Below are 23,025 nucleotides of genomic sequence, written 5' to 3' on the forward strand. Positions count from 1 at the left end.
CCTTATCGTCGGCAGCGTCAGATGTGTATAAGAGACAGGTGCCCCGCCCGCCCGGCGGCCCCGAGGGCGCGGACACGCCGGTATGACGGGATTCGCGGCGTGTCCGGTTAGGGTTGACCGGTGCATCTCAAGACGCTCACGCTCCGGGGCTTCAAGTCCTTCGCGTCGGCGACCACGCTGAACCTCGAACCCGGGATCACCTGTGTGGTGGGACCGAACGGCTCCGGCAAGTCGAACGTCGTGGACGCGCTGTCCTGGGTGATGGGCGAGCAGGGAGCGAAGTCGCTGCGTGGCGGCAAGATGGACGATGTCATCTTCGCCGGCACCTCCGGCCGGGCACCGCTCGGCCGTGCCGAGGTCAGCCTGACCATCGACAACACCGACGGTGCGCTGCCGATCGACTACACCGAGGTCACGATCAGCCGGACCCTGTTCCGTTCGGGAGGCTCCGAGTACGCGATCAACGGCTCCTCCTGCCGGCTGCTGGACATCCAGGAGCTGCTGAGCGACTCCGGCATCGGTCGCGAGATGCACGTCGTGGTGGGACAGGGCCAGCTGGACGCTGTCCTGCGCGCCACCCCGGAGGAGCGGCGCGGCTTCATCGAGGAGGCGGCAGGCGTTCTCAAGCACCGCAAGCGCAAGGAGAAGGCGCTGCGGAAGCTCGACCAGATGCAGGGCAACCTGGCCCGTCTCGCAGACCTGACGGCCGAGCTGCGCCGACAGCTCGGCCCGCTGGGACGGCAGGCCGAGGCGGCGCGGAAGGCGCAGACCGTACAGCGCGACCTGCGCGACGCCCGGGCCCGCCTGCTCGCGGACGACCTCGCCCAGCTCCAGGCCCAGATCGAGGCCGATCTTGCCGACGAGAACGCGCTCAAGGAGCGTCAGGCCGAGGCGGAGGCAGGTCTCGCCGAGGCGCGGGCGGAGCTGTCCCGCCTGGAGCAGTCGGCGTCGGCCACGTCCACCGAGGTGAGCCGGGCCGGAGACGCGTTGTTCGCGCTGTCGCAGATGCGGGAGCGGCTCCGTGCGCTCCAGTCCCTGGCCGAGGAACGGGCCCGCCTGCTCGGCACGTCCGAGCCGGTGCATCGCTCGGGACAGGACCCCGACGATCTCGAGGCACAGGCCGCCCGGGCCCGGGTCAGCGAGGAGGAGCTGGCGTCCGAGGTGGAGATCGCGCGGGAGGCCGTGGAGGAGGCGGTCGAGGCGCGGGCCGAGGCGGAGTCCTCCGCGCAGGAGGCCGAGCGGGCCCACGGCTCCCTGATGCGTGCGGCGGCTGACCGCCGTGAGGGGGTGGCGCGCCTCGCCGGCCAGGTGGCGGCGCGGCGCAGCCGCGTCGAGGCCGCTGAGGCCGAGCTGAGCCGCCTGCGTGAGGCCGTTTTCGAGGCGGAGCACCGCGCCGAGGAGGCAGGCCGTGAGTTCGCCGCGCTGGAGTCCGAGGTCTCCGGGGTCGAGGAGGGCGAGGAAGGCCTGGACGCGGCACACGAGGCCGCGGTCGAGGCCCTGGAGCTGGCCAAGGGTCTCGTCGAGCGCTTCGCCGAGGAGCGGTCGGCCGCCGAGAAGGAACGCACGGCCGCGGCCGCGCGCGTGGAGGCCCTCGAACTCAGCCTGGACCGCAAGGACGGTGCCGGCACGCTGCTCGCCGCGGACCAGCCGGGGGTGCTCGGCTCGGTCGCGGCCCTGCTCGGTGTCGAACCTGGGTTCGAGGACGCGGTGGCCGCGGCGCTCGGGCCGCTCGCGGACGCGGTGGCGGTCTCCGGACTGGACGCCGCCGTGGACGCGTTGCGCCTCCTGCGCGACGAGGATGCGGGACGGGCGAGCCTGGTGGTGGGAGCCGCCCGGTCGGATCCAGCCTCCCGCGGCGATGTGGCGCTGCCCGATGCCGTGCGCTGGGCGGCCGACGTCGTGCACGTCGCCGGTCCCGCCGAGGCCGGTCTGCGCACGATCCTGCGCGACGTGGTCGTCGTGGACGATCTCGCCCGCGCCCGCGCGTTCGTGCGGGACCATCCCGGGCTCGTGGCCGCCACCCGGGCGGGTGACCTGCTCGGCGGCGCCCGTGCGTGGGGCGGCTCGGCCGCCGCGCCGAGCGTGCTGCACCTGCAGGCGGCCCTGGACGAGGCCAAGGCGGCCCGCGACGACGCGGCCGGCCGCCAGGAGACCGCCGAGACCGGGCTGGTCTCCGCCCGGGCAGAGCTCGACCAGGCGACGTCGAGGCACGACGAGACGCTGGCCAGGCTCAACGAGTCGGACGCCGCCCTGGCCGCGGTGGCGGAGCAGCTCGGCTCGCTCGGCGCCTCGGCGCGGTCCGCCCGGGACGAGGCGGATCGGCACCGTTCGGCCCTGGAGCAGGCGATGGCGCGCCGTGAGGAGGACGAGCTGGAGCTGGCGGCGCTCGTCGAGCGTCTGGAGACGGCCGAGGAGGAGCCCGAGCAGGCGGCCGAGTCGCTGGACCTGGCCCAGGCCGCGCGCGACGAGGCCGCGGCGGCGGCGACGGAGGCCCGCGCGCGCGAGACCGAGGTGCGCCTCGCCCTGCGGACCGCCGAGGAGCGGGCGCGTGCGGTGTCGGGCCGGGCGCAGGCCCTGGCCCATGCCGCCCAGCAGGAGCGGGAGGCGCGAGCCGCCGCGGCCGAGCGCGAGGCGGTCCGCCGGCGGGACGCTGCCCGTGCGGTGGTGGTGCGCCAGGGCGCTGCCGTGGCTCTCGAGCACCTCGCCCGGTCCCTGGTGCGCGCGCAGGAGGACAAGGCCGCGGCCGAGGAGGCCCGGACGGCGGGGAACGCACAGCTCGGGGCCGTGCGGGGCACCGTCGACGCCCTGACCGCGGAGCTGCGGGAGCTGACCGACGTCGCGCACAAGGACGAGGTGGCCCGGGCCCAGCAGCGCCTGCGGCTGGAACAGCTCCAGGCCCGTGCGATCGACGAGCTCGGTACCGACCCCGACGTCCTGGTCGAGGAGTTCGGCCCGCACCAGCCCATCCCCGTCTACGACGGCGATGCGCCGGTCCGCCGCCGCAAGCGGCGTCCCGTCGTGGAGCGCGACGAGGAGGGCAGCCCGGTCCGCCACGAGGGTGACCCGCCTCTGCCTCGCGGTGCGGCCGCACGGGCCCAGGCCATCGAGTTGCGCGCGGCGGCGTTGCGGGAGTTCGGCCTGGACCCGGCGGACCCGGAGGCCGCGAAGATCGTGCAGGAGGCGGCCGGAGCCGAACCGCAGGAGGACACGACGGCGGGCGCCGGCGCCGGAACGGCCGACGGAGAGCCTGACGGCCCCGCGGGCGGGCGGGCGGCGAAGCCCGACCGGATGGTCCCGTACGTGCGCGAGGAGCAGGAGGCCCGCCTCAAGAAGGCGGAACGTGCGCTCTCGCGCCTCGGTGCGGTGAATCCTCTCGCGCTGGAGGAGTTCGCGGCCCTGGAGGAGCGTCACCAGTTCCTCGAGACCCAGCTGGCGGATCTGAAGAAGTCGCGCGAGGACCTGTTGCAGATCGTCTCCGACATCGACGAGCGGGTGCAGCAGGTGTTCGCGGAGGCGTTCCAGGACACGGCGGACAAGTTCCTGGAGATCTTCCCGAGGCTCTTCCCGGGCGGTGAGGGCAAGATCAAGCTGACCGATCCGTCGGACCTGCTGACCACCGGGATCGAGGTGGAGGCCCGCCCGGCGGGGAAGAAGGTGAAGCGGCTCTCGCTGCTCTCGGGCGGGGAGCGGTCGCTGGCGGCGGTGGCGTTCCTGGTCTCCATCTTCAAGGCTCGGCCCAGCCCCTTCTACATCATGGACGAGGTCGAGGCCGCGCTCGACGACGTCAACCTCGGCCGGCTGATCGAGATCTTCAAGGAGCTGCAGCACGACAGCCAGCTCATCGTGATCACCCACCAGAAACGCACGATGGAGGTGGCGGACGCGCTGTACGGTGTGACAATGCGGGGCGACGGGGTCACCACCGTGATCGGCCAGCGCATGGGTGAACGCGAGACCGTCGACGCGTGACGGGGATGTGCCGGGCGGGCCGGGAACGGACCGTGCGAGTTGTGGAAATCCTTGCGCTCGTCCGGCGCGTCCATTGAGGCATCTGACAAAGGTTCGGGAGACAATAGCGTCATGTGGTGGTCGGTCCTCCTGCTGGTCGTGTGTCTCCTGTTGGCTGCCGGGGTGTTCCTGGTGGCCAACGTCATGGATGCCGCTGACGGAAATCGGCGGGCGGATTCCCTCCCCGGCCGTTTCCGGGTCGGGTGGAACCGGGTGGCCGGCGGCGGCTGGCCTCGCCAGACCGGCAGGGTGAAGGGCGCGTCCGCGGTGGCCACGCATGCCGTGGGTGCCCCGTCGGTGTGGGTCGGCAAGCCTGGCCAGAGCCGCAGGACCCGGGAGGCGGCGCCTGTCGACATGGAGATGTCGGAGTTCTTCGAGGCGACGGTCGAGGACAAGCCGGGCTACATGGACGCCGAGGAGCTCCAGGGGCTTATCGGCAAGGCGCGGGAACAGGCGACCAAGGCGGTGAACGTGCCGATCCAGACGGTCAAGCCGGTGCTGAGCGATCCGCGCTCGCTCCAGAACCTCGTGCCCCGCCCGCTGCGTCCCGGAGCGGGCGAGCGCCAGGGGGACAACCCCGGCTGAGCGAACCGGCTCACGCGCCGGGCACGTCCACGACGCCCGGCGGCTACGTCTGGGAGAATCCTCGGCGTGAACGATGTTCCCTGGATCGAGATCATTGCCGCCCTCGTGGTGGCCGCATCCGGCGGCGGCCTGATCGGCTGGCTGCGTGCCCGGACCAAGCGGTCGGGCGGGACCGGCGGCACCGAGACCCTCGAGAAGCCCGAGACCACCGCCGGCAAGGCCACGTCCGAGGCCGAGGAGGCCGGCGGGCCGGCGTCGGGCACGGTGGTGATCCGAGAACCCGGCGATGCCGGCGCGGTCGCCGAGGCCCCGCCGGAGCCGGAGGAGGCTCTTCGAGAGCCGGCCGTCGAGACGCCCGCCCCGGTCGCCGGCCGCCTGGTGCGGTTGCGCGACCGCCTCGCCAGGTCGGGATCCCCGCTCGGCGCGCGCCTTCTCGAGGTGCTGTCCCGCGACTCCCTCACCGAGGACGACTGGGACGAGCTGGAGGAGGATCTGCTGCTGGCCGACATCGGCGCGGGGCCCACCACCGAGCTGCTGGACAGTCTGCGCACCCGGGTCCGGGTGCTCGGCGTGCGGGAGCCGTCGGCCGTGCGGGAGCTCCTGCGCGAGGAGCTCGTCGCGCTCGTCGGCGCGGACATGGACCGGTCCCTCCACCTCGATCCGGTCCTGGTCGAGGACGGGCCGCGGGTGCCCGCCGTGCTGCTCGTGGTCGGTGTGAACGGCACGGGGAAGACGACCACGGTCGGCAAGCTCGCCCGCGTGCTCGTGGCGGAGGGCAAGTCCGTGGTGCTGGGTGCCGCGGACACGTTCCGCGCGGCGGCGGCGGACCAGCTGACCACCTGGGGAGCCCGCGTCGGTGTCGAGACGGTGCGGTCGGACAAGGCGGGCGCGGACCCCGCGTCCGTGGCGTTCGACGCCGTGGCGCGCGGGCGCGACGACAAGGCCGACGTCGTGCTCGTCGACACGGCCGGGCGTCTGCAGAACAAGGCAGGCCTCATGGACGAGCTCGGCAAGATCGTCCGCGTGACCTCGAAGGTGGCGGCTCCGAGCGAGGTGCTGCTCGTGCTGGACGCGACCACCGGGCAGAACGGGCTCACGCAGGCACGTGTCTTCGCGGAGGTCGCCGGGGTCACCGGCATCGCGCTGACCAAGCTGGACGGGACGGCCAAGGGCGGCATCGTGGTGCAGGTGCAGCGGGAGCTCGGCGTCCCGGTCAAGCTCGTCGGCCTGGGCGAGGGCCCGGACGACCTGGCGCCCTTCGACGCCGCGGATTTCGTGGACGGGATCCTGGGCTGAGGGAGCCTCAGCAAACGATCGACCGGCTGTCAAGATCTGGTCAGCATCGCCCCGGCATGCGAATGTGTCCAAATGGTGGGAAAATTCGGAACCAGGCGTGAAGTCACGCCGAGATCGCGCTGGAATCACGATCGGGTCACAATGCGAGTGGACATTTCACCCACGGCGGGCACGAAACCAAGTGTTTACACCCTTCCGCCCTGTGTCACATGTCCGTAACATCAGTGCCGGTCGCGCGTAACGACACTTGGGGACCGTGATCCGCGACCAGCCATCCCCGGCTGGCAGGGAGAGAGGCAAACGGATGGAAGAGTTCGCACTGGACAGTGGCAACACTGCCTGGATGCTCACCGCCTCCTCGCTCGTGCTGCTGATGACGCCGGGTCTGGCGTTCTTCTACGGCGGTATGGTGCGTGGGAAGAGCGTCCTGAACATGATGATGATGAGCTTCGTCTCGATCGGCGTGGTGGGTGTCCTCTGGGCGCTCTACGGCTACTCGATGACGTTCGGCTCCGACATCGCCGGCATCATCGGCAACCCGGCGGAATACTTCGGCCTCGTGATCGACGACGCCGACTCGCTCATGTTCGGGTCCGGCGTCCCGGCTCTCGTCGCCGCGTCGTTCCAGGCAACGTTCGCGATCATCACGGTGGCCCTCATCTCGGGTGCTGTCGCCGATCGCATCAAGTTCGGGACCTGGATCGTCTTCGCGGCCCTGTGGGTCACGCTCGTCTACATCCCGGTCGCCCACATGGTGTGGGGTGGCGGCCTCCTCGGGATGGACGGCCCGATCGCCTCCGCCCTGTCGACGCCGATCGACTTCGCAGGTGGCACCGTGGTGCACATCAACGCCGGTGCCGCGGCTCTCGCCCTGGTCCTGGTCGTCGGGAAGCGCAAGGGCTTCGGCAAGGAGCCGATGCGCCCGCACAACCTGCCGTTCGTCATGCTCGGCGCCGCGCTCCTGTGGTTCGGCTGGTTCGGCTTCAACGCCGGCTCGGAGTTCGCTGCCGACGGCACGGCCGGCCGTGCGTGGATCAACACGACGGTCGCCACGTGCGCCGCCATGCTCGCCTGGCTGATCACGGAGAAGTTCCGCGACGGCGCCAGCACGTCGCTGGGTGCCGCGTCCGGTGTGGTCGCGGGCCTCGTGGCCATCACCCCGGCCGCCGCGTCGGTCGACGTGTTCGGCTCGATCGTGATCGGGGCCGTGGCGGGTGTCGCCTCCGCTCTGGCGGTGGGCCTCAAGTTCAAGTTCGGCTACGACGACTCGCTCGACGTCGTCGGCGTCCACCTGGTGTCGGGTGTGGTCGGCACCGTGCTGATCGGTCTGTTCGCCACCGCGGCCCCCGGTTCGAACACCTGGTGGCCGGGCATCGGCGAAGAGGGTGGCGGCCTGGAGGGCCTGTTCTACGGCGGCGGCGTCACCCAGCTCATCACTCAGATCGTCGCGGCACTCATCGCGGTGGTGTTCTCGTTCGTGGTCACCTGGGTGATCGCTCTCGCCCTCAAGGCCACCATGGGCTGGCGTATCACCGAGCAGGAGGAGGCCGACGGGATCGACTTCGCCGTGCACGGTGAGACGGCGTACGAAGGTGTCGGCTCCACCATCAGCGAGGTTCGCTGACCCGGCCGGCCCGGGTAGCGACCTGAGACTCAAGGAGGTACGTGCATGAAGCTCGTCACTGCAGTCATCCAGCCGCACCGGCTCGACGACGTGAAGTCGGCGCTCGAGTCGGCGGGAGTCCGTGGGATGACCGTCTCCGAGGCCAGCGGCTACGGCCGTCAGAAGGGTCACACCGAGGTCTACCGCGGCGCCGAGTACACGGTCGACCTGGTGCCGAAGGTGCGCATCGAGGTCCTGGTGTCCGACGAGGACGCCACGCCGGTGACGGACGCGATCGTCGGTGCTGCCCAGACCGGCAAGATCGGCGACGGGAAGGTGTGGGCGGTGCCCGTCGAGGACGTCGCCCGCGTCCGGACCGGCGAGCACGGCGACGCCGCGCTCTGACCGCCGGGTCACGCTGAACGGGAACCAGCCGGAGGCCCCGCACCCCACGCACGGGGTGCGGGGCCTCCGCGACGAACTGCTCGCCATCGCCTCAGAGGCCGTCGGTACCGGGACCCCGGGCCGGGAGCGACGGGCCGCCCTGGTCGAGCACGTGACGCGGCGGCTCACGGCCCTCTGGGAGTACGCGATCGAGGACGTCCCGGGCACGGGCGTCGCGCTGGCCGCCGTCGGGAGCCTCGGCCGGGGCGACATGGGGCCGCTGAGCGACCTGGACCTCGTGCTCGTGCACGACGGTCGCACCCATACCGACGAGCAGCTCGGTCAGGTGGCCGAGCGGCTCTGGTACCCGCTGTGGGACTCCGGCGTGGATCTCGACCACTCCGTCCGCTCCCTGGCGCAGTGCCGCAAGGTGGCCTCCCAGGATCTGCCGGCGGCCGTCTCGTGGCTGGACGTGCACGCGATGGCCGGGGACACCGAGCTCGTGCACCGTGCGGCCACGGGGATCCTGACGGACTGGCGGGACGCGGCGCGCCGCCGGCTTCCCGAACTCCTGGAGACGGTGAGCGAGCGAGCCGAGCGCTCCGGCGAGCTCGCCTATCTCATCGAGCCGGATCTCAAGGAGGCCCGGGGCGGCATCCGCGACGCCGTCGTGCTGTCCGCGCTCGCCGCGACCTGGCTCACCGACCGCCCGCATGGCATGGTCGACGACGCCTACGCGCATCTGCTCGACGTGCGCGACGTGCTCCAGGTCACGACCCGGCGCCGGACCACCCGCCTGTTGCTCGCCGACCTGGAGGAGGTCGCCGAGGGCTGCGGGTACGACGACGGCGACGAACTCCTGGCCAGCCTCGCGGCGGCAGGGCGCGAGCTCTCCTACGCCCTGGACTCCACGGTGCGCCGCGCGCGCAAGGCGCTGTCCCGCAAGCCGATCGGCAAGCCGGTGATCATTCGCGGGCGCCGCAAGCCGCCCCGCCTGCGGCCCGTGGGGGAGGGGCTCGTGGAGCACGACGGCGAGCTGGTGCTGGGAGTCGGCGCCCGGCCGTCGTCGGACCCCGGGCTCTCCTTGCGCGCGGCCGCGGCCGCGGCCCGTACCGGCCTGCATCTCTCGCCGGTGACGGTCGCGTCACTGCGCAGCTGCCCGCCGCTGCCGGAGCCGTGGCCCTCCGCCGCGCGGGCCGATCTCCTGGCGCTGCTGGCCTCGGGAGGAGCGCAGGTGCCGGTCTGGGAGGCCCTCGACCTGGCGGGCGTCGTGACCACCTGGATCCCCGAGTGGGCCGACGTGCGCAACCGTCCCCAGCGTGCCGCGATCCACCGCCACACCGTGGACCGTCATCTCGTGGAGACCGTACGCGTGGCGTCCGAGCTGGAGCGTGGTGCGTTGCCCGGGGGTGCGGACGCGCCCGGGCGGGCCGGGGACGTGCTGCTTCTCGCAGCACTCCTGCACGACATCGGCAAGGTGCGTGGTGCCGCCGACCACTCGGCCGAGGGTGCCCGCCGCGTCCCGGCGATCCTGCGCCGCATGGGCTTCGAGCCTGCGGTGTCCGACGACGTCACCCGCCTGGTGCGACACCATCTGCTGCTCTCGGAACTGGCCGTGAGCGGGGACCACGAGGACCCGGCCACCCCGGCCGCGCTCCTGGACGCCGTCGGCCACCGCGGCGACCTGCTCGACCTCCTGCGGCTCCTCACCGAGGCGGACTCGACCTCGCTGGGGCCCAAGGGCTGGACCGCCTGGCGGGCCTCGCTCGTCGACGACCTCACGCGTGTCGCCCGCGCGGCGCTGCGCCCCTGACCGGGCAGTGCGGGTCCACCGGGATGCGGCGGGCCTCCGGTCGTGGGGCAAGGGCGCGTGTCCGGCGGGCCGGTCCTGGCGGGCACGACCGCACCACGTGCCGACGCCAGGGTGACGACTCGTCGCGGGTACTCTGGACCCCGTGTTCAATTCCCTGTCCGACCGGCTGACCCAGACGTTCAAGAACCTGCGTTCGCGTGGACGCCTCTCCGAGGCGGACATCGACAGCACCGTGCGCGAGATCCGGCGCGCGCTGCTCGACGCCGACGTCGCCGTGCCCGTGGTGCGCGAGTTCACCGGCGCGGTCCGGGAGCGGGCGCTGTCGGAGGAGGTGTCGGGGGCGCTCAACCCGGCACAGCAGGTCGTCAAGATCGTCAACGACGAGCTGGTCGCGATCCTCGGCGGGCAGACCCGGCCGCTGAACCTGGCCAAGACACCGCCGACCGTCATCATGCTGGCGGGTCTGCAGGGTGCCGGCAAGACGACGCTCGCGGGCAAGCTGGCGCTCGCGCTCAAGGAGCAGGGGCACACCCCGCTGCTGGTCGCGGCAGACCTGCAGCGTCCGAACGCGGTCAGCCAGCTGTCGGTCGTCGCCGAGCGCGCCGGTGTGCCCGTGTTCGCGCCGCACCCGGGCAACACCTCGGCCGCGGACGATCCGGCGGCGGACGCCCCGCTGATCGGTGACCCGGTCGGCGTCGCGCGCGACGGCGTCGCCGAGGCGCGCACCAAGCTCCACGACGTCGTCATCGTCGACACGGCGGGCCGCCTCGGCATCGACGAGGTCCTGATGAAGCAGGCCTCGGACATCCGCGACGCGATCATGCCCGACGAGGTCCTGTTCGTCATCGACGCGATGATCGGTCAGGACGCCGTGAACACGGCGAGGGCGTTCGCCGACGGCGTCGACTTCACCGGTGTCGTGCTCTCCAAGCTCGACGGTGACGCCCGCGGTGGTGCCGCGCTCTCGGTCGCGAAGGTGACCGGACGGCCCATCATGTTCGCCTCGACGGGCGAGAAGCTGACCGACTTCGAGGTCTTCCACCCCGACCGGATGGCGTCGCGCATCCTGGACATGGGTGACGTGCTCACGCTCATCGAGCAGGCCGAGAAGGCGTTCGACGCCGAGCAGGCCGAGAAGATGGCCCAGAAGGTGGCCACCGGTGAGGGCTTCACCCTCGCGGACTTCCTCGTGCAGATGCAGCAGCTGAAGAACATGGGCTCGATGAAGAAGATGCTCGGCATGCTGCCGGGCATGGGCCAGATGCGTGACCAGCTCGACCAGTTCGACGAGCGCGAGGTGGACCGCATCGAGGCCATCGTCCGCTCCATGACGCCGGCCGAGCGGGACAACCCGAAGATCATCAACGGCTCGCGCCGGGCACGCATCGCCCGCGGTTCCGGCACGACGGTGAACGCCGTCAACCAGCTCCTGGAACGGTTCGCCGGAGCGCAGAAGATGATGAAGCAGATGTCTCGCGGCGGCATGCCGGGCCAGGCAGGCCCCGGCGGGATGCCCGCCATGCCGGGGATGCCCGGCGTCGGGACGGGCAAGAAGTCGCGTGGGAAGACGCAGCCCTCCAAGAAGAAGAAGGGGAAGTCCGGAAACCCCGCGAAGCGGGCGCAGCAGGAGCGCGAGGCGATGCAACGTGCGCTCGGCGGCGGTCGCCCGCAGCAGTCCGCGCCGGCCGGTTCCGCGTTCGGCAAGGGCGGCGACGAGCAGCCCGCGCCGGACATGGACGCGCTCGAGAAGCAGCTCGGCAAGTTCCTGGGCCAGTGAGCGTTCCGTTGTCGGACGCGCCCACGCTGCACCTGCGTGGCAACGTTCTCCTGGACGATGACCGCGAGGTGGGCGACCTCTGGGTGCGGGGCGGGCGTGTCAGTCTCACGCGGCCCTCGGCGCAGGGTGCGGGCATGCGCGTGATCGAGGGCTGGGCGATGCCCGGGCTCGTGGACGTGCACTGTCACATCGGGCTGGCCGCCGAGGGGCCCGTGTCGCCCGACATCGCCCTGCGGCAGGCCGTCGCGGACCGCGACTCCGGCGTCCTCGTGGTGCGGGACGCCGGCTCGCCGTCGGACACCAGATGGGTGCAGTCACGCGGCGACCTGCCACGGCTGATCCGTTCCGGGGCGCACCTCGCGCTCGCGAAGCGCTATCTGCGCAACTTCGCGCACGAGCTGGACGACCCGTCCGAGCTGCCCGCCGCGGTGCGTGAGCAGGCTCTGCGCGGTGACGGCTGGGTCAAGCTGGTCGGTGACTGGATCGACCGGTCGCTGCCCGGAGGCGGCGACCTGACGCCCCTCTGGCCGGCGGATGTCCTGAGGCGTGCGGTGGCCACGGCACATGCCGAGGCCGCGCGCGTGACGGTGCACACGTTCGCCACCGAGACCATCGACGACCTGCTGGACGCCGGCGTGGACGGCATCGAGCACGGCACGGGGATGACGGCCGCGCAGATGGCGCGGGCCGCGGACGCCGGCGTGCCGGTGACCCCGACACTGCTCCAGGTGGAGCAGTTCGAGGCGATCGCGGCGCGGGCCGAGGAGAAGTTCCCGGTGTACGCCAAGCGGATGCGGCACCTGCACGCACGCCGCTACCAGCAGGTGCGGGACCTGTACGACGCCGGGGTCCGGCTGCTCGTCGGGACCGATGCGGGCGGGACCATCGGGCACGGCCGGATCGCCGACGAGTGCGCGGAGCTCGTCGCCGCCGGGATACCGGCCGCGGAGGTCGTGGCCCTCGCCTCGTGGCGGGCGCGCTCGTATCTCGGTCTGGGGTCCGTCGTCGAAGGCTCGAGCGCCGACCTCGTGGTCTACCCGGAGGACCCGCGCGAGAACATCGACGTGCTGCGCCACCCGACGGCGATCGTGCTGCGCGGCGAGGTGTACTGACCACGTCGCCCGACGGTGGTCGTGCCGGCCGGGGGGTCGCGCTCCCCGTCCTCCCCGCCGTTCCGGCGGGACGGGACGGGCGGGACGGCATCCGCGCGGGACGGGACCGGAGGGACGGGATCGGCGGCACGGGATCGGCGGGACGGCATCCGCGCGGGGGCAGTTGGTGGGCCTGTTCGCCGTCTGGCACAATGTCCGGGTACTCGGTGCGCCCGGGCCCCTCTCACCCGTGCACGCCCAGTCCCGACCTCACCCACCGGACCACCCCCACGGACCGGCGGGCGGGTCATCCGTTCTGAGAACCAGGAGAGACCACTTCGTGGCCACCAAGATTCGTCTGAAGCGCCTCGGCAAGATCCGGGCGCCGTACTACCGCGTCGTCATCATGGACTCGCGGACCAAGCGTGACGGTCGTGCGATCGAGGAGATCGGCAAGTACCACCCGACCGAGGAGCCGTCGCTCATCGAGATCGACTCGGAGCGTGCGCAGTACTGGCTCGGTGTCGGTGCGCAGCCGACCGAGCAGGTCGCCGCCCTGCTGAAGGTCACGGGCGACTGGCAGAAGTTCAAGGGTCTGCCGGGCGCCGAGGGCACCCTGAGGACCAAGGGCGGCAAGGCCGATTCCGCGGCCGCGATCGACGCCGTCAACGCGGAGGCCGAGAAGGTCAAGGCCGACGCCGCCGCCAAGGCCGACGCTGCTCCGGCAGAGGACGCCGAGACCCCCGCCGAGACCGAGGCCTGATGCTCGCGGAGGCCCTCGAGCACCTGGTGCGCGGCATCGTCGACAACCCGGACGACGTCCGCGTGTCCGCGAAGACGCTGCGCCGGGGAGACCTGCTCGAGGTCCGCGTGCATCCGGACGATCTCGGCCGTGTCATCGGCCGAGGCGGCCGGACGGCACGCGCGCTGCGTTCGGTGGTCGGCGCGCTGGCGACGGACGGTTCGGTCCGTGTCGACGTCGTGGACGTCGACCGCCGCTGAAACGCCTCTGTACGAACCACACGGGGCCCGGTCCGAGGACCGGGCCCCGTGCCTTTTCCACCACGAACGTCGAGTGCGCGGCACCGGGCGGTGCGTCCGTCCGCGCGGTGCACCCGGCGTGCGGGGCGAGCCAGAAGGATCTGATCTCATGGAGCTGACCGTTGCGCGTATCGGGCGCGCTCACGGGCTGAAGGGCGATGTCGCCCTCGACCTGCGAACCGACGATCCCGGCGAGCGTCTGGGCGTCGGCCAGGTGCTGCGGACCGTCCCTGCCGATGCCGGTCCGCTGACGGTGACTCGTGCTCGCGTCCAGCAGGACCGCTGGGTCGTGGCGTTCGCCGAGGTGGCGGACCGGACGGCTGCCGAGCGCCTGCGCGGCGTCGAGCTCGTCGTCGAAGCCGACAACTCCGAGGAGGAGGACGCCTGGTACCCGCACGAGCTGCGCGGCCTGCGCGCCGAGCTCGCCAACGGGACGGTGGTCGGCGAGGTGATCGGGCTCGATCACCTGCCCGCGCACGACGTCCTGGTGGTTTCCGAGCCGCTGCAGGCGGGCAAGGTCCGCACACTCGTGCCCTTCGTGAAGGCGATCGTGCCGGTGGTCGACATCGACGCGGGGCGCGTGGTGCTCGACCCGCCGGGCGGGCTCCTGGCCCGGGACGCGGTGGACGCCGAGGTGGACGTAGAGGTGGACGCCGAGGTGGACGAGCCCGGCGCGGGCCGCGATGGCGCCGACGGGAAGGCCTGACGTGCGCATCGACGTCGTCACGATCTTCCCCGACTATCTCGCCGCGCTCGACCTGTCCCTGGTCGGCAAGGCGCGCCGCCGCGGCCTGCTGGACCTGCGCGTGCACGATCTGCGCGAATGGACCACCGATCGCCATCGGACGGTGGACGACACCCCGTTCGGCGGGGGAGCGGGCATGGTCATGCGCCCCGACGTGTGGGGCCGGGCGCTCGACGAGGTGCTCGGCGACGGTGCGGACGCCGAGCCGGACGAGGCCCCCGGCGCCACCCTCATCCTGCCGACGCCGTCGGGCGAGGTCTTCACGCAGCGGCACGCCGAGGAGCTGGCCTCCGCAGAACAGCTCGTGTTCGCCTGCGGCCGGTACGAGGGGATCGACGCGCGGGTCGCCGAGCACTACCGTTCCACGGGGCTCGACGTGCGGGAGCTGTCGATCGGCGACTACGTGCTCAACGGTGGCGAGGTCGCGGCGCTGGTGATGATCGAGGCGATCGGGCGGCTCGTACCGGGGATGGTGGGGAACCCGGAGTCCCTGGTGGAGGAGTCGCACGGGGCTGCCGGGCTGCTCGAGTACCCCGTGTACACGAAGCCTCCCCGGTGGCAGGACCTGGAGATCCCGGAGGTGCTGCTCTCGGGGCACCACGCCCGGATCGAACGGTGGCGCCGGGACCAGGCGCTGCGTCGTACGGCCGCGCGCCGCCCCGAGATGATCGCCGCCCTCGACGGGGAGGCGCTGGACAAGCACGACGCGGCGCTGCTCGCAGAACTCGGCTGGACGGTGTCCGGCGGCCGGACGGTGGCCGCGCCGGGGGACGAGGACCAGCCGGCCGGGTGACATCACCCCGGTGCCGTCGGCCTGCCGGTGCTGTGGCAGAATAGTCCCTCGGCGCGTCGGCGGTCAGGTCTCTGCCACGGGGGACGGCCGCCGGGTCGGACCCGGCACGATCGTCAGCACGGCTCGCCACCAACACATCAGCCAATACGGCCGCAGGACTCGTGCGGCCAAGAGACTCGCGCCTGACCTGTGGCAGGCCCGGAGAAGAACGATGCAGAAGCTCGACAGCGTCGACGCCGCCTCGCTGCGCGACGACATCCCGGCATTTCGTGCCGGTGACACCCTGAAGGTCAACGTCAAGGTCATCGAGGGCAGCCGCTCCCGTGTCCAGGCGTTCCAGGGCGTGGTCATCCGTCGCCACGGTGGCGGCGTGGGTGAGACGTTCACCGTCCGCAAGATCAGCTTCGGCGTCGGCGTGGAGCGCACCTTCCCGCTGCACGCGCCGACGATCGACTCGATCGAGGTCGTGACCCGCGGTGACGTGCGGCGCGCCAAGCTGTACTACCTGCGCAGCCTGCGCGGCAAGAAGGCGAAGATCAAGGAGAAGCGCGAGACCGTCGCCTCCTGATCCTCGGTCCGCAAGAGCTCTCGTCCTGGCCGGGCAGCCAGCCGCTTCACGCGGCAGGTGCCCGGCCAGCGGCGTGTGGTGCGAATCTTCACAGAAGGTGTGCACTACAGTCGGGGAGGCTCGTGAGCCCGAATCCGACCGAGATGACAAAGTGAGATTGTGACGACCTACACCGTGGCGCAACACGCAAAGTCTCCGAGGGGACCGCAGAAGGAACAGTCCGGCGGGCTCGCGGTTCTCAAGGAGATCGCGATCATCGTGATCAGCGCCCTGGTGCTGTCGTTCCTGATCAAGACCTTCCTGGTGCAGTCGTTCTACATTCCGAGCGCGTCGATGGAGGACACGCTCATCACCGGCGACCGGGTCATGGTCTCGCGTCTCACGCCCGGCGTCTTCGATCTGAAGCGCGGCGATATCGTGGTGTTCGTGGACCCCGGCGGCTGGCTTCCCCCGTACATGGCCCCGGACCGCGGGCCGGTCGGGAACGCGATCACGACCGGTCTGACGGCTGTCGGGCTGCTTCCGTCCGATACGGGGGAGCACCTGATCAAGCGCGTCATCGGCCTGCCCGGCGACCACGTGGTCTGCGACGACGAGTGCGCCAACGACGGCGGCCCGGTGCAGGTCAACGACGTCGCGATCGACGAGTCGGTGTACGTGAAGCCGACCAACACGCCCAGCGGTGGCAAGCCGTTCGACGAGGTCGTGCCGGACGACATGCTCTTCGTCATGGGGGACCACCGCCAGGACTCGGCCGACTCCCGCTTCAACACCAGCAAGCCAGGGGGCGGCTTCGTCCCGGTGCACAACGTGGTGGGCGTCTGCTTCTCGACGGTCTGGCCGCTCGACCGGATCGAGTGGCACTCGAACCCGGGCAGCGTGTTCGAGGACGTGCCGGACACGGCCGGGTCGGTACCACAGCCCTCCGCCTGATCAGGAGTGTGAGACGTTGGCCCCGAAGAGCGCCGCGCGAGCGAAGGCGCCGGCCACGGGCCGGGTCACCCCGACCTTGCGCACCGAGCGCGCCCTGCTCGCATCCGGTCCGCAGCTCGTCGCCGGGATGGATGAGGTGGGGCGGGGTGCCCTCGCCGGTCCCGTGAGCGTGGGTGTCGTCGTCGTCGGCGCAGGTACCCGCACGGCGCCGAAGGGGCTCGCCGACTCGAAGCTGCTCTCGGCCGCGGTGCGCGAGGACCTCGTGCCGAAGGTGCGCCGCTGGGCGCTCGCTTCCGCCGTGGGACACGCCTCGGCCGCGGAGATCGACGCACACGGCATCATCGCCGCGCTCCGGCTCGCGGGGCAGCGCGCGCTGGGTGAGGTGTGTTCCGAGGTGGGCGCGGTCGACGTGGTACTGCTCGACGGCAAGCACGACTGGCTGAGCGAGCCGGTGCCCGACCTGTTCGCGGCCGGCGGACTCGACGCCGTTCCCGAGGCGCCTGGTGCGCATCCCGGCCCCGGTGGTGGGCCCGATGTCGTCACGATGGTCAAGGCGGACCTGCGATGCTCGTCCGTCGCCGGGGCGAGCGTGCTGGCGAAGGTCGAGCGTGACGCGATCCTCACGAGGCTTGCCGACGACCACCCCCGCTACGGCTGGGAGAGCAACAAGGGCTACAGCGCCCCCGCGCACCTGGAAGCGCTGGCGAACCACGGGCCCAGCGTGTTGCACCGGCGGTCCTGGAACCTGCCAGGTGCGATGATGGCCGGGTGAGTGCCGAAGACCTCGAGAACTACGAGACGGACATGGAGCTCGCGCTCTATCGCGAGTACCGGGACGTGGTGAGCCTGTTCTCGTACGTGGTGGAGACCGAACGCCGTTTCTATCTCGCCAACCAGGTGGATCTGCAGGTGCGTTCCGCCGCCGGCGAGGTGTACTTCGAGCTGACGATGGCGGACGCGTGGGTGTGGGACGTGTACCGGTCGGCGCGGTTCGTGAAGTCCGTTCGGGTGGTGACGTTCAAGGACGTGAACGTCGAGGAGCTCGCGAAGGCCGAGCTGACCCTCTGAGCCCTGACTCGCTGAGCCGGGGTTCCCTCGGCCGCCGGGCGCGTTCCCCGGACCGGATGGCCCCTTCCGCCGAATCCGCCGGGCGGAGACACGAACGCCGGCCTGTGCACAACCCTGTTCGTGCACAGACGGGGTCTCGTGTCCCGACGCGTTCGCGTGCGATATCGCACGCTGGTCGCGGAGGTGGGGCGGATGCGTACCAAGGACGACGTCGGCCGGTGCGGCGAGCAGATCGCGCTGAGACATGTCGTGGCACGGGGCTGGACCGTGCTGGCGAGGAACTGGCGCTGCGGGCGCCTGGGTGAGCTCGACATCGTCGCGCTGGACGGCGACGTCCTCGTGGTGGTCGAGGTCAAGACGCGGTCGGGGTCCGGCTTCGGGCATCCCAGCGAGGCAGTGACACCACGGAAGCTGGCGCGGCTGCGCCTGCTGGCCGGCCGGTGGACACAGGTGCACCGGCAGGCGGTTGGCGCGGCCCGTGCACGTGACGGCTCCGACCTCCCGTGGAGCTGGTCCGCGGTTCGGATCGACGTCGTCGCCGTGACGCTGCCCCCGGGTCAGGCGCCCCTGGTCGAGCACCTGGAGGCGGTGCTCTGATGGGTATCGCGACCACGGCGGCCGTCGCGCTCGTCGGGCTGGAAGGCCACATGGTGCAGGTGCAGGCACATCTGAGCGCGACCGTGCCGGGATTCACGGTCGTGGGGCTCCCGGACGCCGCCCTGAACGAGTCACGCGACCGGGTCCGGGCCGCCGTGACATCGACCGGGCTCACCTGGCCGGTCCGGAAGATCACGGTGAACCTGTCCCCGGCCGGCCTGCGCAAGCGAGGCAGTGGGTACGATCTGGCGATCGCCGTCGCGGTGCTCGCGGGCGCGGGGGAGATTCCCTCCACCGGGCTCGACTCGGTGGTGCATCTGGGCGAGCTGGGGCTGGACGGGCGGATCCGGCCGGTGCGCGGCGTGCTGCCGGCCGTCGCGGCAGCCGTGGACGCGGGATACGAGCGCGTCGTGGTGGCCGCGAGCGACGCCGACGAGGCACGCCTGGTTCCCGGCGCCCGGGTGACGGGTGCGGCCAGCCTCGCCCAGGTCGTCGCACTGCACGGCGGTGACCCGGCGCTGGTACGTGGCGTCGAACCCGTGCGGCGGACGCGGACGAGCCGCTACACGTTCACCCCGGGGGACATGGCGGACGTCGTCGGACAGGCCGACGCCCGGCGAGCCCTGGAGGTCGCGGCGGCCGGCGGCCACCACCTGTTCTTCGTCGGGCCCCCGGGAGCGGGCAAGACCATGCTTGCCTCCCGCCTGCCGGGGATCCTGCCCGACCTGACGGAACGGGAGGCGGTCGAGGTCACCGCCGTCCACTCGGTCGCGGGGACGTTCGACCCGGCCGACGGACTCATCCGGCGCCCGCCGTTCGAGGATCCGCACCACACGGCGACGCCCGCTGCCGTGGTGGGCGGCGGCTCCGGGGTGCCCCGCCCGGGAGCGGCGACCCGGGCGCACCGCGGGATTCTCTTCCTGGACGAGGTCGCCGAGTTCCGTCCGAGCGTGCTGGACACCCTGCGGCAACCCCTCGAACAGGGAGAACTGGCCATTCACCGGGCAGCGGGGGTGGCCCGCTACCCGGCACGGTTCCAGATGGTGCTCGCCGCCAACCCCTGCCCCTGCGGGATGTCGATCGGCAAGGGCCTGGAGTGCACCTGCACTCCCACGGTGCGCCGCAAGTACCTCGGGCGGCTGTCCGGTCCGCTGCTGGACCGGGTCGATCTGCAGGTTGAGGTCCTGCCGCTGGACAACGTCGACCGCGGGCGCGGCCAGGCGGAGTCCACGGAGTCCGTGGCGAGAAGGGTGGTCGCCGCGCGGCAGGCCGCCCGGGACCGCCTGCGTGGCACCGGCTGGACCACGAACGCCGAGGTTCCGGGCACCTGGCTGCGTGAGATGCTCCGTCCTCGCGAAGACATCAGCGACCTCATCGACCATGCGCTCTCGGCGGGCATGCTGAGCCTGCGAGGCGCCGACCGTGTGCTCCGCGTCGCCTGGACCATCGCGGACCTCGCGGGACGCGACGCGCCGACGGCGGACGACGTCGGGGACGCGCTCGGCCTGCGCCGGGGAGGCCACCATGGCTGAACCGTTCCCCGGCTCTCCGGCGCGGTTCGCCTTCGCCACGTCGGACCCGATGCTCGCCCGGGCTGCGTGGGCACGCCTCGCGGAGCCGGGCGACGTGGTGGCCGGCGCGCTGGTGTCAGCTCTCGGTGCGGGCGAGGCGCTCGAATGGGTGGCCGGAGCGGCGGCCCGCCCTGGTGAGGCGGCCGCCGACCTGGCTCGCCTGGAGCCGGGCACACGGGTGGCGCGCGTGCTGAGCGGGGACGCGACGGGTGCCTTCCCGGCTGATGCGAGCGCGAGCGATGCCGCGCCCGCCGGGCCGACCCACGGGGAGCCCGGGCCCGGCACACGGTCTCCGGCGCGTGCGCTCATGGAGGGAGTGCGGCGCTGGGCGTCCCGGCTCGCAAGCCTCACGCCGGCACAGGACCTCGAAGCCCTCGACCGGATGAACGGCACGCTCCTCGTCCCGGGAGATCCCCGGTGGCCGGGCGGGCTGGACGCACTGGGGCCCGCCGGCCCCCACGCGCTGTGGGTGCGGGGACGAACGGACCTGGCGGGCCTGGCCCGCCGGTCCCTCTCGCTGGTGGGCTCGCGGGCGTCGACGGGCTACGGGGAGCGGGTCGCGCGTGACCTTGCGTCCGGCCTCGTCACGCGCGGGTTCACCGTCGTCTCGGGCGGCGCGCACGGCATCGACGCAGAGGCTCACCGGGCGGCGCTCGCCGGCGGCGGGACCACGCTGGTGCTGCTCGCCTCCGGCGTGGACCGCCTCTACCCGGCGGGCAACCGGAGGCTGATGGAGGCCGCGATGGACGACGGCGCGGTCGTCTCGGAGGTCCCACCCGGGTCGACGCCGTTCCGTCAGCGGTTCCTGGCGCGCAACCGCGTCATCGCCGCGCTCGGTTCCGCGACGGTGGTGGTCGAGGCCGCGACACGATCCGGCGCCCTGTCGACGGCGAACCACGCGACGCGGATCCTGCGGCCGGTCGGTGCGGTTCCCGGGCCGGTGACGTCGATGGCGTCGGCAGGCTGTCACGAGCTCCTGCGATCCGGCGCGGCCGTCTGTGTGACGGACGCCGGTGAGGCGGCAGAGCTGGCAGGCGGCCTGGCTTGTGACGCGGCCCCTCTGCGGCGCGGTGAGCACCGCGCCGGAGACGGCCTCGACCAGGTCACGAAGGCGGTGCTCGACGCCCTCCCGGTGCGCCGGGCGGCCCCCGTCGAGTCGGTCGCACGGGTCGCCGGGATCGCCGTGGACGAGACGCGCGCGAAGCTGGGCCGCCTGCTTCTCGGCGGGCTCGCCGAGAAGCAGGGTGCCTGCTGGCGCCGCGCGCCCCGGTGACACGCCGTCGGACGTGCGCGGGGAATCGGACGCGCGGCAGCAGACTGGAATGCGTGGACCTTACGGACCTGTCCGGCTTGCCACGGCTCCCGCGCGATCTCGACGAGGCCGTGAGTCGTTTCGCCACGCACCTCGATACGCAGCGCGGACACTCCGTGCACACACGACGCGCCTATGTCGCCGATGTGACCGACCTGCTGCGGTACGCCACGCGGCACGGCCGCGAGTCGCTCGCCGCTCTCGACCTCGCGACGCTGCGCGGTTGGCTGGCCGCACAGTCCGACCGGGGGCTCGCCCGCTCCACCCTCGCGCGACGGGGCGCCTCGGCCCGTTCCTTCCTGCGCTGGGCGGCGGGCAGCGGGCTCGTCGACGAGGACGTCTCGGCAAGGCTGGCGAGCCCCAAGGTGCCACGGACCCTGCCGACGGTGCTCGACGTCGACGACGCGGCCAGGCTGCTCGACGTCGCACGGGAGTGCGCCCACGGCACGGACGGTGCCGCCGGCCCTGCGGGACTGCGCGCGTGGGTTGCCGCCGAACTGCTCTACGGCGCCGGGATACGGGTGGGAGAACTCGTCTCCGTCGACGTCGGGCAGGTGGACCAGTCCGAGCGCCTCGTCCGGGTGCTCGGCAAGGGCGGCAAGGAGCGGATCGTGCCCTTCGGGGTCCCTGCCGCACGAGCCGTGCGGGAGTGGCTCGGCCAGGGGCGGCCCGAACTCGCGACGGCGGCCACGGGTGACGCCTTCCTCGTGGGGGAGCGCGGCGGGAGGTGGGGCCAGCGGCAGGTCCGTGAGGCGATCCACCGCCTCGCGGCCCTCGCCGGTGTGCAGGACGTGGCGCCGCACGCCCTGCGCCACTCCGCGGCCACCCACCTCCTGCAGGGAGGATCGGACCTCAGGTCCGTCCAGGAGGTTCTCGGACACGCGAGCCTCGCGACGACGCAGCGCTACACCCACGTCGACGCCGACCGGCTCCGAGCGGTCTACGCACAGGCCTTCCCCCGGGCGTGACTCGCCCTCTCCCTGGCGTCCCTCCGCGGGTCTCCGGCTCGACGTCCAGCACCATGCGACGCATCCCGCGCACGGCCTTCCGGGACTCCGGCTCGACGTTCCCGCATCGTGGTGCGACAGGATGCGGGCTGGTCCGGGCGAGCCGGGGTCAATCACCCGGCAGCAGCACGATCACCGGACGATCCTGGCGCAGCAGCGCCAGCGGATCGAGGTAGCGACCGTCCCGACGGATTCCCCAGTGGACACAGGGCGAGGAGCCGCAGTGCCCCGACGGGCTCCGCGCGACCGTCCCGACCCGCTCGCCGGCGACTACCGGCGTGCCGGCCGGGACCGCCGCGGCCACCGGCTCGAGGCTCGAGCGCAAGCCGTCCGCATGTGCCACCACGACCACGCCCCGCCCTGCGACCCTGCCGGCGAACACCACCGTCCCGGCCGCGGGAGCCCGGACCTCCGCACCGGTGGTCGTGGCAAGGTCCACGCCCCGATGGCCCGCGCCCCAGGGGCTGCCCGGCGGATCGAACCCGCGCTCGACGGCGACCGGAGGACGCGAACCGTCCAGCGGGGGCACGTACACCGACCGGCCCGTCCCTGCCGCGCGGGACGCCGACCCGTCCGTCCCCGACACGCGGGACACCGGCCGTCCCGGAAGCGGCGTCCCGCCGCGGACCGTCCACGCCGCCCGGCCGTCGCCTCGAGCAGGGCCCACCGCAGCATCAGCCACCCCACCCGAGGGGTTCGCCGACAGGACGACGAGCATGAGCGTCAGGAGAATCACGGTGACAGGGCGCATGCCACGAGCCTGATGCGCGGACGGCCGTCGGGCGAGGGCACCGGACAAGCTTTGTGCACAACCTCGAGAATCCACAGCGTCG

General features: G+C 72.4%; 21 protein-coding genes. 20 read left to right on the forward strand and 1 reads right to left on the reverse strand.

All coding sequences use genetic code 11. The features are described 5' to 3' along the window. Nucleotides 1-120: 120 nt before the first annotated feature. From smc to HGK34_RS09310, 20 genes are all read left to right on the forward strand, one after another. Nucleotides 121-3,969, forward strand: coding sequence for a chromosome segregation protein SMC (gene smc / locus HGK34_RS09215; RefSeq protein WP_201846416.1), 3,849 nt, complete (start codon nt 121-123; stop codon nt 3,967-3,969). Nucleotides 3,970-4,080: 111 nt separating this feature from the next. After that, nucleotides 4,081-4,593, forward strand: a complete 513-nt coding sequence (locus HGK34_RS09220; protein ID WP_201846418.1) for a hypothetical protein — start codon at nt 4,081-4,083, stop codon at nt 4,591-4,593. A gap of 66 nt (nt 4,594-4,659) precedes the next feature. After that, on the forward strand, nt 4,660-5,889 hold the full coding sequence (gene ftsY / locus HGK34_RS09225) for a signal recognition particle-docking protein FtsY (protein WP_201846420.1): 1,230 nt from the start codon (nt 4,660-4,662) through the stop codon (nt 5,887-5,889). 304 nt (nt 5,890-6,193) lie between these two features. Further along, entirely contained in the window at nt 6,194-7,513 is a 1,320-nt protein-coding gene (locus HGK34_RS09230) for an ammonium transporter (RefSeq protein WP_201846422.1), read from the forward strand. A gap of 45 nt (nt 7,514-7,558) precedes the next feature. Further along, on the forward strand, nt 7,559-7,897 hold the full coding sequence (locus tag HGK34_RS09235) for a P-II family nitrogen regulator (protein WP_201846424.1): 339 nt from the start codon (nt 7,559-7,561) through the stop codon (nt 7,895-7,897). A gap of 55 nt (nt 7,898-7,952) precedes the next feature. Beyond that, complete coding sequence (locus tag HGK34_RS09240) at nt 7,953-9,689, forward strand: [protein-PII] uridylyltransferase family protein (protein WP_307815874.1); 1,737 nt, start codon at nt 7,953-7,955, stop codon at nt 9,687-9,689. A gap of 142 nt (nt 9,690-9,831) precedes the next feature. Further along, entirely contained in the window at nt 9,832-11,466 is a 1,635-nt protein-coding gene (ffh, locus tag HGK34_RS09245) for a signal recognition particle protein (RefSeq protein ID WP_201846425.1), read from the forward strand. Beyond that, complete coding sequence (locus HGK34_RS09250) at nt 11,463-12,578, forward strand: amidohydrolase family protein (protein WP_201846432.1); 1,116 nt, start codon at nt 11,463-11,465, stop codon at nt 12,576-12,578. The genes ffh and HGK34_RS09250 overlap by 4 nt, the downstream gene beginning before the upstream one ends. 319 nt (nt 12,579-12,897) lie before the next feature. After that, nucleotides 12,898-13,320, forward strand: coding sequence for a 30S ribosomal protein S16 (rpsP, locus tag HGK34_RS09255; RefSeq protein WP_201846434.1), 423 nt, complete (start codon nt 12,898-12,900; stop codon nt 13,318-13,320). After that, nucleotides 13,320-13,559: an RNA-binding protein gene (locus tag HGK34_RS09260; protein WP_201846436.1), complete on the forward strand. Its 240-nt coding sequence runs from the start codon at nt 13,320-13,322 to the stop codon at nt 13,557-13,559. Before rpsP ends, HGK34_RS09260 begins: the two co-directional genes overlap by 1 nt. 148 nt (nt 13,560-13,707) lie before the next feature. Next, nucleotides 13,708-14,304: a ribosome maturation factor RimM gene (rimM, locus tag HGK34_RS09265; RefSeq protein WP_201846438.1), complete on the forward strand. Its 597-nt coding sequence runs from the start codon at nt 13,708-13,710 to the stop codon at nt 14,302-14,304. 1 nt (nt 14,305) lies between these two features. Beyond that, complete coding sequence (trmD, locus tag HGK34_RS09270; protein WP_201846440.1) at nt 14,306-15,136, forward strand: tRNA (guanosine(37)-N1)-methyltransferase TrmD; 831 nt, start codon at nt 14,306-14,308, stop codon at nt 15,134-15,136. A 211-nt stretch (nt 15,137-15,347) separates the two neighbouring features. Continuing rightward, nucleotides 15,348-15,704 carry a 50S ribosomal protein L19 gene (gene rplS / locus HGK34_RS09275; protein WP_201846442.1) on the forward strand — a complete coding sequence of 119 codons (357 nt, stop codon included), beginning with the start codon at nt 15,348-15,350 and terminating at the stop codon, nt 15,702-15,704. Nucleotides 15,705-15,863: 159 nt separating this feature from the next. Next, nucleotides 15,864-16,637 (forward strand): signal peptidase I, encoded by a 774-nt coding sequence (lepB, locus tag HGK34_RS09280; RefSeq protein ID WP_307815875.1) that lies wholly within the window; start codon nt 15,864-15,866, stop codon nt 16,635-16,637. Between the two features lie 16 nt (nt 16,638-16,653). Then, nucleotides 16,654-17,409 carry a ribonuclease HII gene (gene rnhB, locus HGK34_RS09285; RefSeq protein ID WP_244666574.1) on the forward strand — a complete coding sequence of 252 codons (756 nt, stop codon included), beginning with the start codon at nt 16,654-16,656 and terminating at the stop codon, nt 17,407-17,409. Beyond that, nucleotides 17,406-17,705: a DUF2469 domain-containing protein gene (locus HGK34_RS09290; RefSeq protein WP_201846444.1), complete on the forward strand. Its 300-nt coding sequence runs from the start codon at nt 17,406-17,408 to the stop codon at nt 17,703-17,705. Before rnhB ends, HGK34_RS09290 begins: the two co-directional genes overlap by 4 nt. Before the next feature lie 192 nt (nt 17,706-17,897). Next, nucleotides 17,898-18,302 (forward strand): YraN family protein, encoded by a 405-nt coding sequence (locus HGK34_RS09295; protein ID WP_201846446.1) that lies wholly within the window; start codon nt 17,898-17,900, stop codon nt 18,300-18,302. Beyond that, complete coding sequence (locus HGK34_RS09300) at nt 18,302-19,834, forward strand: YifB family Mg chelatase-like AAA ATPase (RefSeq protein WP_201846448.1); 1,533 nt, start codon at nt 18,302-18,304, stop codon at nt 19,832-19,834. The genes HGK34_RS09295 and HGK34_RS09300 overlap by 1 nt, the downstream gene beginning before the upstream one ends. After that, a complete protein-coding gene (gene dprA, locus HGK34_RS09305; RefSeq protein ID WP_201846450.1) occupies nt 19,827-21,146 on the forward strand; it encodes a DNA-processing protein DprA in 1,320 nt (439 codons plus the stop codon). Before HGK34_RS09300 ends, dprA begins: the two co-directional genes overlap by 8 nt. Nucleotides 21,147-21,199: 53 nt before the next feature. Next, on the forward strand, nt 21,200-22,153 hold the full coding sequence (locus HGK34_RS09310) for a tyrosine recombinase XerC (protein WP_307815876.1): 954 nt from the start codon (nt 21,200-21,202) through the stop codon (nt 22,151-22,153). 148 nt (nt 22,154-22,301) lie between these two features. On the opposite strand, the gene HGK34_RS09315 is transcribed toward HGK34_RS09310, so the two are convergent. Continuing rightward, on the reverse strand, nt 22,302-22,943 hold the full coding sequence (locus HGK34_RS09315; RefSeq protein ID WP_244666575.1) for a peptidoglycan DD-metalloendopeptidase family protein: 642 nt from the start codon (nt 22,941-22,943) through the stop codon (nt 22,302-22,304). Nucleotides 22,944-23,025 lie beyond the last annotated feature (82 nt).

It is taken from the genome of Myceligenerans indicum (assembly GCF_016742955.1).
Lineage (GTDB): Bacteria > Actinomycetota > Actinomycetes > Actinomycetales > Cellulomonadaceae > Myceligenerans > Myceligenerans indicum.

Coding starts and splice junctions, on each gene's coding strand:
- HGK34_RS09220 (WP_201846418.1), top strand. CDS start 4,081: ATGTGGTGGTCGGTCCTCCTGCTGGTCGTGTGTCTCCTGTTGGCTGCC.
- HGK34_RS09230 (WP_201846422.1), top strand. CDS start 6,194: ATGGAAGAGTTCGCACTGGACAGTGGCAACACTGCCTGGATGCTCACC.
- HGK34_RS09235 (WP_201846424.1), top strand. CDS start 7,559: ATGAAGCTCGTCACTGCAGTCATCCAGCCGCACCGGCTCGACGACGTG.
- HGK34_RS09260 (WP_201846436.1), top strand. CDS start 13,320: ATGCTCGCGGAGGCCCTCGAGCACCTGGTGCGCGGCATCGTCGACAAC.
- rimM (WP_201846438.1), top strand. CDS start 13,708: ATGGAGCTGACCGTTGCGCGTATCGGGCGCGCTCACGGGCTGAAGGGC.
- rplS (WP_201846442.1), top strand. CDS start 15,348: ATGCAGAAGCTCGACAGCGTCGACGCCGCCTCGCTGCGCGACGACATC.
- HGK34_RS09295 (WP_201846446.1), top strand. CDS start 17,898: ATGCGTACCAAGGACGACGTCGGCCGGTGCGGCGAGCAGATCGCGCTG.
- HGK34_RS09300 (WP_201846448.1), top strand. CDS start 18,302: ATGGGTATCGCGACCACGGCGGCCGTCGCGCTCGTCGGGCTGGAAGGC.
- dprA (WP_201846450.1), top strand. CDS start 19,827: ATGGCTGAACCGTTCCCCGGCTCTCCGGCGCGGTTCGCCTTCGCCACG.
- HGK34_RS09315 (WP_244666575.1), bottom strand. CDS start 22,943: ATGCGCCCTGTCACCGTGATTCTCCTGACGCTCATGCTCGTCGTCCTG.